14 protein-coding genes are annotated in these 14,296 nt (G+C 74.8%); 8 read left to right on the forward strand and 6 right to left on the reverse strand.

Going from position 1 to position 14,296, the window contains the following annotated elements; all coding sequences use genetic code 11:
• Positions 1-338: ABC transporter permease (locus D476_RS0112815; protein ID WP_026123457.1), on the forward strand; the 338-nt coding region annotated here is incomplete at its 5' end.
• Positions 339-411: 73 nt separating this feature from the next.
• Entirely contained in the window at positions 412-2,280 is a 1,869-nt protein-coding gene (locus tag D476_RS0112820; protein WP_017624337.1) for an ABC transporter ATP-binding protein, read from the forward strand.
• A gap of 87 nt (positions 2,281-2,367) precedes the next feature.
• Here the strand turns inward: D476_RS0112820 and D476_RS0112825 are convergent, their stop codons facing one another.
• Positions 2,368-3,258, reverse strand: a complete 891-nt coding sequence (locus D476_RS0112825) for a hypothetical protein (protein WP_017624338.1) — start codon at positions 3,256-3,258, stop codon at positions 2,368-2,370.
• Positions 3,259-3,290: 32 nt separating this feature from the next.
• On the opposite strand from D476_RS0112825, the gene D476_RS0112830 reads away from it, so the two are divergent.
• Together D476_RS0112830 and D476_RS0112835 are read left to right on the forward strand one after the other, a co-directional pair.
• Positions 3,291-4,742 (forward strand): sensor histidine kinase, encoded by a 1,452-nt coding sequence (locus D476_RS0112830; RefSeq protein ID WP_239648690.1) that lies wholly within the window; start codon positions 3,291-3,293, stop codon positions 4,740-4,742.
• Complete coding sequence (locus tag D476_RS0112835; RefSeq protein WP_017624340.1) at positions 4,739-5,410, forward strand: response regulator; 672 nt, start codon at positions 4,739-4,741, stop codon at positions 5,408-5,410. Before D476_RS0112830 ends, D476_RS0112835 begins: the two co-directional genes overlap by 4 nt.
• A gap of 348 nt (positions 5,411-5,758) precedes the next feature.
• Here the strand turns inward: D476_RS0112835 and D476_RS0112840 are convergent, their stop codons facing one another.
• The gene (locus D476_RS0112840) at positions 5,759-6,457 is read right to left on the reverse strand and encodes a TetR/AcrR family transcriptional regulator (protein WP_017624341.1); all 699 of its coding nucleotides are present in this window, start codon (positions 6,455-6,457) and stop codon (positions 5,759-5,761) included.
• Positions 6,458-6,579: 122 nt separating this feature from the next.
• On the opposite strand from D476_RS0112840, the gene D476_RS0112845 reads away from it, so the two are divergent.
• Both D476_RS0112845 and D476_RS0112850 read left to right on the forward strand, forming a co-directional pair.
• The gene (locus D476_RS0112845) at positions 6,580-6,975 is read left to right on the forward strand and encodes a hypothetical protein (RefSeq protein WP_026123459.1); all 396 of its coding nucleotides are present in this window, start codon (positions 6,580-6,582) and stop codon (positions 6,973-6,975) included.
• Positions 6,976-7,112: 137 nt separating this feature from the next.
• On the forward strand, positions 7,113-7,502 hold the full coding sequence (locus tag D476_RS0112850; RefSeq protein ID WP_017624343.1) for a GntR family transcriptional regulator: 390 nt from the start codon (positions 7,113-7,115) through the stop codon (positions 7,500-7,502).
• 150 nt (positions 7,503-7,652) lie between these two features.
• Here D476_RS0112850 and D476_RS0112855 read toward each other — a convergent pair whose 3' ends face one another.
• The 4 genes from D476_RS0112855 to D476_RS0112870 all read right to left on the reverse strand — a co-directional run bounded on the left by D476_RS0112855 (position 7,653) and on the right by D476_RS0112870 (position 12,019).
• Positions 7,653-8,282 (reverse strand): TetR/AcrR family transcriptional regulator, encoded by a 630-nt coding sequence (locus D476_RS0112855; protein ID WP_017624344.1) that lies wholly within the window; start codon positions 8,280-8,282, stop codon positions 7,653-7,655.
• Between the two features lie 211 nt (positions 8,283-8,493).
• Positions 8,494-8,868: a hypothetical protein gene (locus D476_RS0112860; RefSeq protein WP_017624345.1), complete on the reverse strand. Its 375-nt coding sequence runs from the start codon at positions 8,866-8,868 to the stop codon at positions 8,494-8,496.
• Positions 8,869-9,115: 247 nt separating this feature from the next.
• Positions 9,116-10,438 carry an RNA polymerase sigma factor gene (locus D476_RS0112865; protein WP_026123460.1) on the reverse strand — a complete coding sequence of 441 codons (1,323 nt, stop codon included), beginning with the start codon at positions 10,436-10,438 and terminating at the stop codon, positions 9,116-9,118.
• A gap of 384 nt (positions 10,439-10,822) precedes the next feature.
• Positions 10,823-12,019, reverse strand: a complete 1,197-nt coding sequence (locus D476_RS0112870) for an AMP-binding protein (protein WP_026123461.1) — start codon at positions 12,017-12,019, stop codon at positions 10,823-10,825.
• Positions 12,020-12,165: 146 nt separating this feature from the next.
• On the opposite strand from D476_RS0112870, the gene menB reads away from it, so the two are divergent.
• Positions 12,166-13,005 carry a 1,4-dihydroxy-2-naphthoyl-CoA synthase gene (gene menB / locus D476_RS0112875; RefSeq protein WP_026123462.1) on the forward strand — a complete coding sequence of 280 codons (840 nt, stop codon included), beginning with the start codon at positions 12,166-12,168 and terminating at the stop codon, positions 13,003-13,005.
• Positions 13,006-13,227: 222 nt separating this feature from the next.
• On the forward strand, positions 13,228-14,181 hold the full coding sequence (locus tag D476_RS0112880; protein ID WP_017624349.1) for an o-succinylbenzoate synthase: 954 nt from the start codon (positions 13,228-13,230) through the stop codon (positions 14,179-14,181).
• The last annotated feature ends 115 nt before the right edge of the window (positions 14,182-14,296 follow it).

Here is a 14,296-nt window from a genome sequence, read left to right on the forward strand (position 1 = left end):
TGCTGGAGACGATGGGCGAGGACTACATCCGCACGGCGCGCGCCAAGGGCCTGCCCGAGTGGAAGGTGATCCTCAAGCACGGGCTGCGCCCCACCCTCACCCCGATCGTCACCATCTTCGGTCTGGACATCGGCCTGGTGCTGGGCGGCGCGGTGCTCACCGAGACCGTGTTCTCGCTCAACGGCATCGGCCGCTACGCGGTGCAGGCGATCATCTCCCAGGACCTCCCCGTCATCCTGGGCGTCACCCTGTTCGGCGCCTTCTTCGTGGTGGTCGCGAACCTCATCGTCGACCTGCTCTACGCCTGGGTCGACCCGCGGGTGCGCGTGGCCGGCTGAGGACCTGGACAACGAACTCCCGCTCCCCGCGCCGCCGCGGCGGCCGGGGCCCGACCCGAAGGAAAGACCGGCAATGACGACCACGGGCACAGGACAGGACGCCGCCGGGCCGGCGGTGCTCGTCCAGGACCTCTCCATCACCTTCCCGACGATGGACGGCGACGTCCACGCCGTCGACGGCCTCTCCTTCGAGGTGGCCCCCGGCGGCGCCCTGGGCATCGTCGGCGAGTCGGGCTCCGGCAAGAGCGCCACCTCGCTGGCGCTGATGGGCCTGCACCGCGGCACCCGCGCCCGGATCACCGGGGGGCTCGAGGTGGCCGGGACCGACATCGTGTCGGCCTCCAACGCCCGCATCCGGCAGATGCGGGGCAACGACATCGCCATGGTCTTCCAGGACCCGATGTCCTCGCTGCACCCGCAGTACACCATCGGCAACCAGCTCGTCGAGGCCTACCGCACCCACCGGCCCAAGGCCACGGGCGCGCAGGCCAAGGCGCGTGCGATCGAGGCCCTGGACCGGGTGGGCATCCCCGAGCCGTCCCGGCGGATCAACTCCTACCCGCACGAGTTCTCCGGCGGCATGCGCCAGCGCGTCATCATCGCCATGGCGCTGATGTGCGACCCCAAGGTGCTGCTGGCCGACGAGCCGACCACCGCCCTGGACGTCACCGTCCAGGCGCAGATCCTCGACCTGCTCGACGACCTGCGCCGCGACCTGGGCATGGCGCTGATCCTGGTCAGCCACGACCTGGCGGTCGTCGCCGGGTCCGTGGACGAGGTCCTGGTCATGCAGAAGGGCAAGGCGGTCGAGCGCGGTGAGGTGCGCCAGGTCCTCTCCTCGCCCCAGCACCCCTACACCCGGACGCTGCTGGCGGCCGTGCCGCGCGTGGAGGTGTCCCGCGCCCAGCGCCGGGCGCAGATCCGCGCCGACCGCGCCGCCGAGGCGGCCGGGGACGCCGCGGGGGCCGGGGACGCGGCCGCCGGGACGACCGCGGCCCAGCCCGCCGAGGAGCCCGTGAAGAAGGCGGCGGCCGCGGAGCGCACCGGCGCCACGGCCCTGCCCGAGGCCGACGCCGCGTGGGACCCGGAGCGGGACCCGCTGCTGTCGGTGGACGACGTGCGCATGCGCTTCCGGGTGCGCGGCGGCATGATGGGCAAGAGCACCGACTTCTACGCCGTCGACGGGGTCTCCTTCGACCTGTACAAGGGCGAGACGCTGGGCGTGGTCGGCGAGTCCGGCTCCGGCAAGTCGACCCTGTCGCGCATGGTCATGCGGCTGCTGGAGCCCACCGAGGGCAGCGTGGTCTTCGAGGGGCGCGACATCACCCACATCTCCGAGCGCAGCCTGCGGCCGCTGCGCCGGGACGTGCAGATGATCTTCCAGAACCCCTACTCGTCGCTGAACCCGCGGCTGACCATCGGCGACAGCATCGGCACCGCGCTGCGGGTGCAGGGCGAGACCGACGGCAAGCTGATCAAGCGGCGGGTACAGGAGCTGCTGGAGCGGGTCGGCCTGGAGCCGCTGCACTACAACCGGTTCCCGCACGCCTTCTCGGGCGGCCAGCGCCAGCGGATCGCGATCGCGCGGGCGCTGATCCTGCGGCCCAAGCTGGTGATCTGCGACGAGCCGGTCTCGGCCCTGGACGTGTCGACGCAGGACCAGGTCCTGCGCCTGCTGTCGGAGCTGCAGGACGACTTCGACCTGACCTACATCTTCGTGGCGCACGACCTGGCGGTGGTGCGCCAGGTCAGCGACCGCGTCGCGGTCATGCAGAAGGGCAAGGTCGTCGAGCTGAGCGACAGCGACTCGGTGTACGAGGATCCGCAGAACGAGTACACGCGCTCGCTGCTGAACGCCGCCCCCGTCCTGGACCCGGACGAGGCCCGCGAGCACCGCGCCGAGCGGGTCCGCCTGCGCGCCGAAGGCGGGGAGGCCGCATAGGCGCGCTCTCCACAGGCGACGAAAGGGGGCGGCGGGCCGATGGCCCGCCGCCCCCTTCGGCTCCTCAGGGCGCTGTTCCGGCCCGCCCTACCGGAAGCGCTTGAGGAGGTTCCAGGAGACCAGGGCGGCCCCCGCGGCGAGCTGGACCAGGGCGTGCAGCGGAGGAGAGCCGGCCGCGGCGCCGTCGGTCAGCGCGCCGATGTAGTGGTAGCCCAGGGACAGTCCTCCGATGGTCCCCAGGACGGCGCCGACCCACAGCGGAGGCCGCCGCCGACCCGGAGCGGCCCCAGGGGCGGCCGGGGGCGCGGTCTGTACGGGGGACGGCGGGGCGGCCGTCCCCTGCCCGCCCGCACCAGGGGCGGCCCCCGGGGCGGGGGCGGACACGGCCGCGTGCGGCGGCGGCCCTCCGGCCCCGGCACCGGGCTCCCCCGCAGAGTCGTCGGGGTCGTCCGCGGTGATCGCCGCGACCGCACCCCAGACGCCGATCACGGTGTTCCAGAACATGACGATGCCGAGGGTGGCGAAGTAGCCCCCGAGCACCTGCGTGCGCTCCGGGTCGCCCGCCAGCCAGATCAGCCCCGCGAGGACGGCCGCGCCGATCGCGCACCCGGCCGTGGTGCGCAGCCAGGCGACCGCCTCGTGGCGCACCCCCGCCGCGCCCGCCTTCGGAGGCTTGGGCGGCGGAGGGCCCCCGGCGAACCGGTGCGCGAACCGCGCGTCGGCCCAGCGGATCAGCGGGTGCCCCCAGGCCACGGTGAAGCCCAGGTAGAGCGCGCCGAGGCCATGCCCCGCCTCGGCGTCGGCGCCCGACGCCAGGTGCAGGGAGATCGCCGCCAGCAGGACCACGTCCAGCACCGGCACGAGCAGCAGCAGGACCGTGCTGAGCCCGCGGTTGCGCAGCAGGTAGCGCGCGCCGAGGCCGCCGAGCAGCAGGACCCAGAACATCGCTTCGCAGACGAGGATGAATGCCACGATCATCGCGGAGAGCCTTCAGAGTCGTCCGATGTGCCGTGACGAGCATCGCCGGGACGCCCGCCGAGCGCATCGGCGCGGGGACGAGATCGCCCTACGACCTTCGGAGTACGTACCGGGGCTCCGTCCGTGCTGGGATGGTGGCCGTGATCAGAGGAATCCGCAGCGCCCTGGCGGGCAGGGGCGGGCTCTTGGGCGCCGTGCACGGGGACCGCGCGCTCCTCGGCGGGCGGCTGTACATCGGCAGCGTCCTGTGGGCCCTGGTGCACCTGTCGCTGGGCGTGCTGCTCTGGGCGCTGGGCGCCTACTTCCACCGTGACGGCGCCGTGCCGGGCGTGCTGCTGGCGACCGTGGCGGCGATGTCCGCGCTGATGCTGCTGCGCCGCACCGCCCCGGGGGCCGCATTGGCCGCCGGGACCGCGGTGCTCGTGGTCGACGCCGCGTTCGGGCCGTCCAGCGGGGTGTACCTGGCCTACGGCGACCTGCTGTACGCGGCGTGCGTGTGGGGCCGCAGGCGCAGTGCGCTGGGCGCGCTGACCGGGACCGCCGTCGGGGGCGCGGCCGTGCTGGCCGTGGGAGCGTGGGCCTACGCGGCCGGATCCCTCATAGGAGGAGCCCTGGGACTGCTCCAGGTGGTCGGGCTGTACGTGATGGTGTTCGCGATGCCGGTGGTCACCGGGTGGAGCGTGCGCGAGCACCGGGGCCGGGCCGACCTGGAGCGCGAGCGGGCCGAGGAGCGGGTCCGCATGGCCGAGCTGGACCGCGCCCGAGCGGTGGCCGAGGAGCGCACGCGGGTGGCGCGCGAGCTGCACGACGTGATCGCCAACCACATGAGCGCGGTGGCGGTGCAGTCCACGGCGGCCCTCTCGCGCACGACCCCCGACCCGGACCTGACCCGCCGCGTGCTGGAGGTCGTCCGGGACAACAGCGTGCAGGGACTGGAGGAGATGCGCAGGATGATCGGGGTTCTCAGGGCGGGGGAGCGGCCCGCCGAGGAGCGGGTGACCCCCCGTGTCGACGAGGCGGACCTGCTGGTGCGCACGGCCCGCGAGGCGGGGATGCGGGTCGAGGTCCGCGAGCACGGGGAGCCGCGCCCGCTGGCGCCGCAGGTCGACGCGGCCGCCTACCGGATCTTGCAGGAGTCGCTGACCAACGCCCAGCGCTACGCGGCTCCGCGCCGGGTGGAGATCGGCCTGGCGTACCCGCCGGACGGGCGGGCCGGGACGCTGGTCGTGACCGTGGAGAACCCGCTGCCGGACGGGGGCGCCGCCGAGCCGGACCCGATGGGGGCGGGGATGGGCCTGGTGGGCATGCGCGAGCGGGCGGTCCTGCTGGGCGGGGGCTTCACCGCGGGCCCGAGCGCGGACGGCCGCGTGTGGCGGGTGCGGGCCGAACTGCCGTGCGCGCTCCTGGAGCCGTCCGGCGGCTCCGCGCAGGGCGCCGCGTCGGACGGGGCGGAGGCCCACGGCGGGACGGAGGCCGGGCGGTGATCCGGGTCGTGGTGGCGGAGGACCAGTGGGCGGTCCGGTCCGGCCTGGTGATGATCCTCGACGGGGCGCCGGACGTCACGGTGGTGGCCGAGGCCTCCGACGGCGAGGAGGCGGTGGCCGCGGTGCGGCGCACCCGCCCGGACGTGGCGCTGATGGACGTGCGCATGCCCCGCAAGGACGGGATCGCCGCCACCCGCGAACTGGCGGGCTCGGGGACCGACGTGCTGGTGCTGACCACGTTCGACCTGGACGAGTACGTCTTCGGGGCGCTGCGGGCCGGTGCGGCCGGGTTCCTGCTGAAGAACATCGAGGCCGATGACCTGGTCGAGGCGGTGCGGGTGGTGGCCCGGGGGGAGGGGATGATCGCACCGGCGGTGACGCGCAGGCTGATCGCCGAGTTCGCCGGGCCGGGCGGCGGGAGGGCGGAGCGCGCCGAGCGCCCGGCCCGGCCGCAGGCGGCGGCCGAGGCCCTGGAGCAGCTGACCGCCCGCGAGCGGGAGGTGCTGCGCTGCGTGGGCGAGGGGCTGTCGAACCGCCAGATCTCGCGCAGGCTGGGCATCACGGAGACCACGGCCAAGACGCACGTGAGCCGCATCCTGGCCAAGCTCGACCTGAGGAGCAGGGTGCAGGCGGCCATCGTCGCCCAGGAGTCGCTCAGCGGCCGGTGATCGAGGGGCGGTGTCCGCCGAGGCGTGTGCGGCCCGGCGGGGGCCGGGTCCCCTGAGCGCGGGGGCGGCGGTCGGGCCCCCACATCCTGGCAGGTGGCCGCCTGGCAGGCCGCAGGGAGGCGGTGGCGCGGCGGAGGCCGGGCCCGAGGCCCCGACCGGGCGCGAGGAGGCGCGAGGGGGTGATCCCGGGTGCCACATGCCGGGCACCCGGGGCGCCCGACGGCGGGTCACCGGCCAGTGGTCCAAGAGCGGCCAGGCCCCGCCCCCATGCCGTGACCGCCGTGCTGCCCTGGTCGGACGGGGATTCCACCGCTCCAGAGGGCGCGGCCGGGCGGCGGCCCCGGGCCCCTAGCCGCCGGGTACGAGCCCCTTCAGCAGCCTCTCCAGGCCCTCGGTGAAGGCCTGCTCGTGGTCGAGCGCCGTGTGCCGAAGGCCGGTGACGGTCGGGAACCGGCCGTCCAGGCGCGCCGGGTGCGGGCTCTCCAGGCCGCCCGCGCGCACCTCGTGGACCACCGCGCCCGTCACGTACGACTCCAGCGCCGCCGCCGCGTTCACCACGTCCTGCCCCTCCAGCCCCGCCTCGCTGAAGGCCGCGTACTGCAGCTCCAGCGAGCGCACCGCGGCCTCGGTGTCGGGGCGGCGGTTGATCAGCAGCGGCAGTGCTCCGGAGTGCTTGAGCAGAGCCGCCCGGTAGTCCTGGGCCCAGGAGCGCAGCCGTTCGTCCCAGGTGCGCTCGTCGGCGGCGTCCTCGGCCCCGGTGTCCGCACCGCCCTGCCCGGCGCCGTCCTCCTCGCCGAGCGCCGCATCGGCCTCCTCCTCCGCCGTTCGGGCGCGGTGCACGTCGGTGACGTACTCGGCGATCGCCTCGAAGAGCTGCTCCTTGCCGAGCGGGAAGTGGTGGTAGACCGCCATGGCCTCCACCTCCATGGCGTCGCCCAGGCGGCGCATGGTCAGCCGCCGCAGCCCTTGGCCGTCGATGATGCGCAGGGCTTCGACGATGATGCGGTCGGTGCTCAGACCGGCGTTGTTTCGGCTCACGGGCGCCACTTTAGATCTACCCAGTAAAGCGGCGCCATGGGAACGCATCCGCCTCGCCGCCGTGATCCCCGACACACTAGAGTGTGGGACGGTCGGCACGAGCGCGATCACGAGGACGATGGGGAGTGAGCATGGGTCTGTTCGGTCGCAAGGGCGACGAGGACGACCGGCGCCGCCTGGGCGAGGACCGCGAGCACGCGGCCCGGCTGCCGGAGCTGATGGAGGCGGTCGCCACGGCCGAGTCGGCGCTGGCCGCCGCCCACGAGGAGGGCGTCGGCGTGGAGGAGCTCAACCGGCTGGGCAAGGTGCTGGACACGGCCCTGACCGACGCCGTGCGCGCGGCCTACGCCCAGGAGCGGGTGCTGGTCGGCGAGCGCGGCTACTCCGACCGCATCTACCGGCGCAAGCGCCTGGCCCGCCCCGAGGTGCGCGTGGCCACCGAGCGCGCCGAGCGCCTGCTCACCGCCCGCGAGCGGCACCGCCTGCAGGGCGTGGAGCGGGTTCCCCGCCGCCCCGCCGGGGTCTGAGGTGCGCCGCCCCCTCCCCGATGGCAGGATCGGGGGGAGGGGGCGGGCCGAGGCCGGCCGCCCCGGCGGCCCGTGCGGGCCGTGACAGGGCCCTGGCGAGCGCGGGGCGGACCGGACCGAGGACGGCAGGACTGGCAGTGGCGACCGAAGTCCCGGACTTCATCGACATCGACCCGGATTCGCGGGTCCCTCCCTACGAGCAGATCCGCGCCGCGATCGCGAACGCCGCGGCCGAGGGGGAGATCCCCGTCGGGCACAAGCTGCCCACGGTGCGCGCCCTGGCGGGCGGGCTGTCGGTGGCCGTGAACACCGTGGCGCGCGCCTACCGGGAGCTGGAACAGGCGGGCGTGCTGGAGACCCGCGGCCGCTCGGGCACCTTCGTGGCGGCCGGCGGCGACGCCCAGCGCGAGGAGGCGGTGGCGGCCGCGCGCGTGTACGCCGAGGCGGTCTCACGCCTGGGCCTGGACCGGGAAGAGGCCCTCGACATCGTGGCCGCGGCGCTGCGCCAGGCCGAGACCGCCGACTGAGGGCGCCCCCCTGCGTTGATCTCGACGGAAGTGCTGCCAAAACCGCTGGTTTGACAGCACCATCGCCGAGATCAACGACAAGGGCGGGGCAGGTGCCGCTTGCCGGTGCAGGGTCCCGGCGGAGTGCCTCAGGGGCGCGCCGCCGACGTACTAGGACCGGGTGTCGGCGGGCCGGTCGTCCAGGAGGCGGGGCGCGACCTCGCTGATGGTCGTCTCCAGCTCGTCCAGGGTCGTGGAGCCGTGCAGCAGCAGCACCAGCTCCTGCGTCCACACCTCGTGCAGCGCCCGGGCCAGCAGCCGGGACCGCTCGCCGGGCTCCTCGGCCGCCTCCGGGCCGTAGGCGCTGTAGAGCACGACCGAGGTGAGGCGGTCCTGCACGGCCGACCGCCAGTCCACCACGGAGGCGTCGGCGGAGTTGGCCGCGCGCAGCATCGCGTCGGCCAGGTCGGGCTCGCGCATGATCCACCGGGCCGTGCGGACCAGCACCGCCGCCGCGCGCTCGCCGGGGGCCTCGCCCACCAGGGGGCGCCGCCGGATGGACTCGTCCAGGGAGGCGATCTCGTCGGCCAGGACGGCGACCATCAGGTGCGTCTTGGACGGGTAGTAGCGGTAGAGCGTGGCCAGCGCGACGTCGGCGCGGTCGGCCACGTCGCGCATGTGCACGTTCTCCAGCCCGCCGCGGGCGGCGAGGGCGGCCGCGGCACGGAGGATGCGTCCGCGGCGGCGCCGCTCGTTGCGTTCGCGGGCGCTGACGTTCTGTTCGGCGGGCTGGGCGCTCACGGTCTCCCCGGGGTGCTGGGGGCGCCGTCGCCCCCGTGCCGTCGTACGGACCCACGATAGCGGCAATGGCGGGTCCGGATGAGCGGCGCCGGGCGGCGGGAGGCCCCTGTGGCGGGGCGGTCCGGGGCGGCCCGGGGCGTCGGGCACAGCGGCGCGCGGCCGGGGGCGCGGGCGTGTTCCCGGGCGGATACGGGCGGCCGGTGCCCTGCGTTCAGCGCCGTCCCAGGCCGACGATGGAGATGAAGTACAGCGTGAGCAGCCCCGCCCAGGCCAGGACCACCCCGCCGCTGCCCATCATCCCGGCGCTGATGGCGGTCAGCGGGATCGCGACGCCCATGGTGATGATGCCCATGATCAGCCGCGGGCTCTTCCACTGCTCCTGAGGGGTGAGCCGGTCGGGGGCCGTCCGCGCGGCCGCCACGTGCTCCCGCACGCGCGCCTCGATGGCCGTGTCGAGCTTCTCGGCGAGCGAGGCGGCCACGGCCTCGTCGTACTCGGGGCCGAGCTCCCGGCTGGTCTGCAGTGCGGCCGCGACCTCGTCCCTGGCGGCGCGAGGTGGGGGCCCATCGGCGTTCTGCGTTGTCATGCCTCCGATTCTCCCCGAACGCGTGCCCGTGGAGGAGGGGAGCGGGCACGGTCCCAGGGAGGAATCAGGGTCTTCCCTGAGCGCCGCCGCGCCGTCGCACCGCCGCGCCCCCAGGGGCCGGCGGCGGTGACGCGCGCAGGGCGGGCCGCGCCGGGCCCGGCGGTGAAGAGGCCCGCAGAAAGGCCCCGCGCCCGCCACAGGGCGGGCGCGGGGCCTTGTATGCGGTTCCGGGAGGTGCCGGTCCGGGTCAGCTCGCGAAGTCCAGCAGCTGCTGCGCGCGGCTGGGGTGCCGCAGCTTGGACAGCGACTGCTTCTCGAGCTGGCGGATCCGCTCCCGGGTCAGGCCGAGGTGCTTGCCGATCTCGTCGAGGGTACGCGGGCGGCCGTCCATCAGCCCGAACCGCAGCGACATGATGGTGGCCTCGCGCGGCTCCAGGTCGTCCAGCGCGCGGCGCAGCTGGTCGGCCATGAGCTGGCGGTCGACCACCTCGGAGGCCTCCGAGGCGTCGATGTCCTCGATCAGGTCGCCGATGCGGGTCTCCCCGTCCTCGCCGATGGTCGAGTCCAGGCTGATCGGCTGGCGGGTGACCCGCAGCAGCTCCTCGATCTGCGCGGGCGTCTTGTCCAGCTCGTGGGCCAGCTCCTCGGGGGTGGGCTCGCGGCCCAGCGTCTGGTGCATGTCCCGCTCCAGGCGGCTGACCTTGCTGAGCAGTTCCAGCACGTGCACGGGCAGCCGGATGGTGCGCGCCGAGTCGGCGAATCCGCGCTGTATCGCCTGCCGGATCCACCACATGGCGTAGGTGGAGAACTTGTAGCCCTTGGCGTAGTCGAACTTCTCCACCGCGCGGATCAGCCCGAGGTTGCCCTCCTGGACCACGTCCAGCAGGGACATGCCGCGGTCGCTGTACTTCTTGGCGACCGAGACCACCAGCCGCAGGTTGGCCTCCAGCATGTGCTGCTTGGCCTGGCGGCCGTCCTCGGCCACCCACTCCAGCTCCTCGCGCTCGGCCGCGGACATCCCGGCCGGCTCGGGCGCCTCGGGCAGCACCCCCAGGCGGTACTCTGCGTACAGGCCCGCCTCGATGCGCTTGGACAGGTCCACCTCCTGCTCGGCCGTCAGCAGTTGGCGCCGCCCGATGGCCTTGAGGTAGGTGTGCACCGAGTCGCCCATGGCGGGGGACTGGTCGTCGAGGTCGGCCTCGACCTCGACGGCCGCCTCGGTGCCCTTTCCGCGCGCCGTGGCCTTGGCGGTGTCGAGGGCGTCCTCGAGCGCCTCGTCCTCGGTGTCGGCATCGACGGCCTCGACCGCGCCGTCGACCGCCTCCACCGTGCCGCCGTCCTCGCCCCCGTTGGCGAGCCGCACCCCGGAGTCGGCGAGCTCCCGGAGGATGGAGCGGCCGTCGGCCGGGTTGATCCCGGCCTCGGTGAACGCGGCACGCAGCTCCGACAGGGACAGGTGTCCCTGGGAGCGCCCTCGGGTGATCAGCTCGTCCAGAGCCGCGGACGCGGCCGCGTTGCCGTCCGCGATGTCCGCCACCGTGGGAGAAGTGGCTAGGGCAGTGCGCGTCATGAAGGCACCTCCCTCCCTTCCAAGACCTGTGTGGCACGCGGCGGCCTGGATCCGCCGTCTTGGCGCGCCAATATGTCTAACGTGTCAGAGAGTCAAATGTTCCCGGTCTCGATTGGATATCGCCGGTCGTGGTTCAGGTCACGGCCAGGGATGTTGCGCACGGCGGGTTCAGCGGCGGACGGGCGCTCCCGGCCGCGGCCGACCCCTGGAGACGGCGGGTACCACTTCCCCCCGGGGACGGATCCGGATCCCCGCACCGGCGGCCGCCCTGGGGCGCCGATACGGAGCGGTCTGCCGTGTAGACGCCCGCGGGGCGCGTTGAGTTCCCCCGATTCGCCGGATCCGTCCGTCCGCTCATGATCATGCTGCCCGCGCGCGGGCGCGTCAATCGCGGTCGGTCGGCGGTGTCCGCAGGGCGGCCAGGTCGGGCTTTCCCGAGGCCAGCAGCGGCAGCCGGGTGCGCAGGTCGAGCTCCCGGGGCGCGGCGTAGGCGGCGAGGCGGGACCGGACGGCGGTGCGGAGCTCTTCCAGGGCGGGCGGCGCGGCCGGGTCGGCGGGCACGACGACGGCGGTGACGCGCTCGCCCCACTCGGCGTCGGGGCGGCCGACCACCGCGGCCTCGGCGACGCTGTCCAAGGCGGCCAGCACCCCGGCCACCTCCCCGGCGACGACCTTGTGGCCGCCGGTGTTGATGACGTCGTCGGCGCGGCCGCGCACCCGCAGCACCCCGTCGCCGTCCAGGGCGCCCAGGTCGCCGGTGCGCAGCCAGGGCCGCCCCTCGCCGTCGCGGAGCAGCCCGCCGTCGGCCGGGGCGGCGGCCCCCCGGTACCCGGAGAACAGCACCGGCCCCGACAGCAGGATGCGGCCCTCGCCGTCGGTGCGCACCCGCACCCCGTCCAGCGGGCGGCCGTCGTAGACGCACCCGCCGCAGGTCTCGCTCATGCCGTAGGTGGTCACCACCCGCGCCCCGGCCTCCCGGGCGGCCCGGAGCAGGGGCCCCTCCGCGGCGGCGCCGCCCAGCAGCACCGTGCCGAACAGGGACAGGTCGGCACCGGCGGCGAGCAGGCGGCGCAGCTGGGTGGGGACCAGGGACACGTGCGGGCGGTGCTCGGCCGCCGCGGCCATGACGGCGCCGGTGTCGAAGGGCACGTGCAGCGGCTCGGTGCCCCCGTGCAGGGCGCGCAGCACCACCTGCAGGCCGGAGATGTGGGCGGTGGGCAGGGTGCACAGCCAGCGGTCCCCGGGCCGGGCGCCGATGCGGTCGGTGGAGGCGCGCGCCGAGTGGAGCAGGGCGGAGGCGGACAGCACCGTGCCCTTGGGCGTACCGGTCGACCCGGACGTGGCGATGACCAGGGCGGTTCCGTCGGGGACCGGCTCGGCGCCGTCGAGCGTGCGCACCCCCTCGGGGGTGTGCAGGGCGGCGGGGCGCACGGCCTCCAGCAGGGCCCGCACACGCGGCTCGGGCAGGGCGGGGTCGATCGGCAGCAGGGCCGGTCCGCTCCCGTCGAGCGCGGCGGCCAGGTGTTCGCTCAGGCGCGCGGGCTCGGGGCCCAGGAGCGCGTGCAATGGTCGTTCCGGCACGTCCCCCGAGGGTATCCCACCGGGGCGGGCGTGCGGCCGCGCCCCCGCGGGCTACTAAGCTCGTCCGACGTACCGGCCGGTACCGGGCGCGGCCCGGCGGGGCGGTACACAGCAATGGCCGACGTCTGGCTTGAGGAGATGACGGGATCGTGAGTGGCGTGAAGTGGCAGCGGTCGGGCGAGTACTCCGACATCATCTATGAGACCGCCGAGGGCATCGCCAAGATCACGATCAACCGGCCGGAGGTGCACAACGCCTTCCGCCCGCAGACCCTGTTCGAGCTGCAGGACGCCTTCAACGCCGCCCGGGACGACTCCGAGGTCGGCGTCATCATCCTCACCGGCGCCGGCGACAAGGCCTTCTGCTCCGGCGGGGACCAGAAGATCCGCGGCGAGGACGGCTACATGGGCGACGACGCCGTCGCCCGGCAGGGGATCGGCCGGCTCAACGTGCTCGACCTGCAGGTGCAGATCCGCCGCCTGCCCAAGCCGGTGGTCGCCATGGTCGCCGGGTACGCCATCGGCGGCGGCCACGTCCTGCACGTGTGCTGCGACCTGACGATCGCCGCCGACAACGCCCGGTTCGGCCAGACCGGCCCCAAGGTCGGCTCGTTCGACGGCGGATACGGCGCCTGGCTGCTGGCCGAGACCGTGGGCCTGAAGAAGGCGCGCGAGATCTGGTACCTCTGCCGCCAGTACGGCGCCCAGGAGGCCCAGGACATGGGCCTGGTCAACACCGTGGTGCCGCTGGAGCGCCTGGAGGAGGAGACCGTCGCCTGGGCCCGGGAGATGCTGGAGAAGTCCCCGCTGGCGCTGCGCATGCTCAAGGGCGCGATCAACGCGGTGAGCGACGGCGCGGCGGGCATGCAGCAGTTCGCCGGGGACGCCACCATGCTCTACTACATGAGCGAGGAGGCCCAGGAGGGCCGGGACGCCTTCAAGGAGAAGCGGCGTCCGGAGTTCGAGCGCTTCCCGCGCCGTCCCTGATCCGGGCCGCGGCCCCGGTCGCTAGGGGGTGTTGCGCGGGTCATGGCCGTAGGAGGCGCCGGCGGCGTCACGCGGCCGGTGGGAGAGTCGGTCAGCAGGCTGTCGACTGATGAGAACGCAGCGAGGGCCGTGCCTGGGCGTCGCGCAGTAGGCCGTGACCCGCGTAACACCCCCTGGGTCGGGGCCCACTCGCACGGTGCCGGGTCGAGGAGAGGGGCCGCGATGGGCGGGACGGCCGGACGGGACGCGGCGGGTCGGGCGTTCTCGATCCCGATGAGGACGCGCTTCCGCGGCGTGCGCAGCAGGGAGGGCCTGCTGGTGCGCGGGCCTCGGGGGTGGGGGGAGTTCTCCCCGTTCGCCGAGTACGGGCCCGCCGAGTGCGCGCGGTGGTGGGCCGCCTGCCGTGAGGCGGCCGAGGAGGGCTGGCCCGAGCCGGTGCGCGGGAGCGTCCCGGTGAACGTGACGGTCCCGGCCGTGGGGCCCGAGGAGGCCGAGCGCATCGTCGCCGCGGGCGGCTGCCGCACCGCCAAGGTGAAGGTGGCCGAGCGGGGGCAGGACCCGTCCGAGGACCTGGAGCGTGTGGAGGCGGTCCGCGGCGCGCTCGGACCTTCGGGCAGGGTGCGCGTGGACGCCAACGGCGGCTGGGACGCCGACACGGCGGTGCGGATGCTGCGCGCGCTGGACCGGTTCGACCTGGAGTACGCCGAACAGCCGTGCCCGACGCTGGATGAGCTGGCGCATGTGCGGCGGCGCACGGACGTCCCCGTGGCGGCCGACGAGTCGATCCGCAAGGCCGAGGACCCGCTGCGCGTGCGCGCCGCCGAGGCCGCCGACATCGTGGTGCTGAAGGTGCAGCCGCTGGGCGGGGTGCGCCCCGCCCTGAGGGTGGCCGAGGCGTGCGGGCTGCCCGCCGTGGTCTCCAGCGCCGTGGAGACGTCGGTGGGCATCGCCGCCGGTGTCGCCCTGGCGGCGGCGCTGCCGGAGCTGCCCTACGCGTGCGGGCTGGCCACGGTGCAGCTGCTGACCGCGGACGTGTGCGCCGACCCGATGCTGCCGGTGGACGGGGCGCTCCCCGTGCGCAGGCCGCAGGTCGACCCGGACCTGCTGGAGGCCGTGGAGACCGCCCCTGAGGGGTGGCGGGACCGCATGGCCGCCGCGCGCGCGGCGGCGGGGTGAGCGGCGCACCCGGAACGGGTCCCGGGGCGGTCCGAAGCGGTTCGGGGGTGTGGCGGCCCTACGGGAGGGAACAGGCGTGGACACGCCCGCACTTCTGGTGCGTCGGCGCATCGGA

Origin of the sequence: Nocardiopsis chromatogenes YIM 90109 (assembly GCF_000341185.1) — a bacterium.
Classification (GTDB): domain Bacteria; phylum Actinomycetota; class Actinomycetes; order Streptosporangiales; family Streptosporangiaceae; genus Nocardiopsis_A; species Nocardiopsis_A chromatogenes.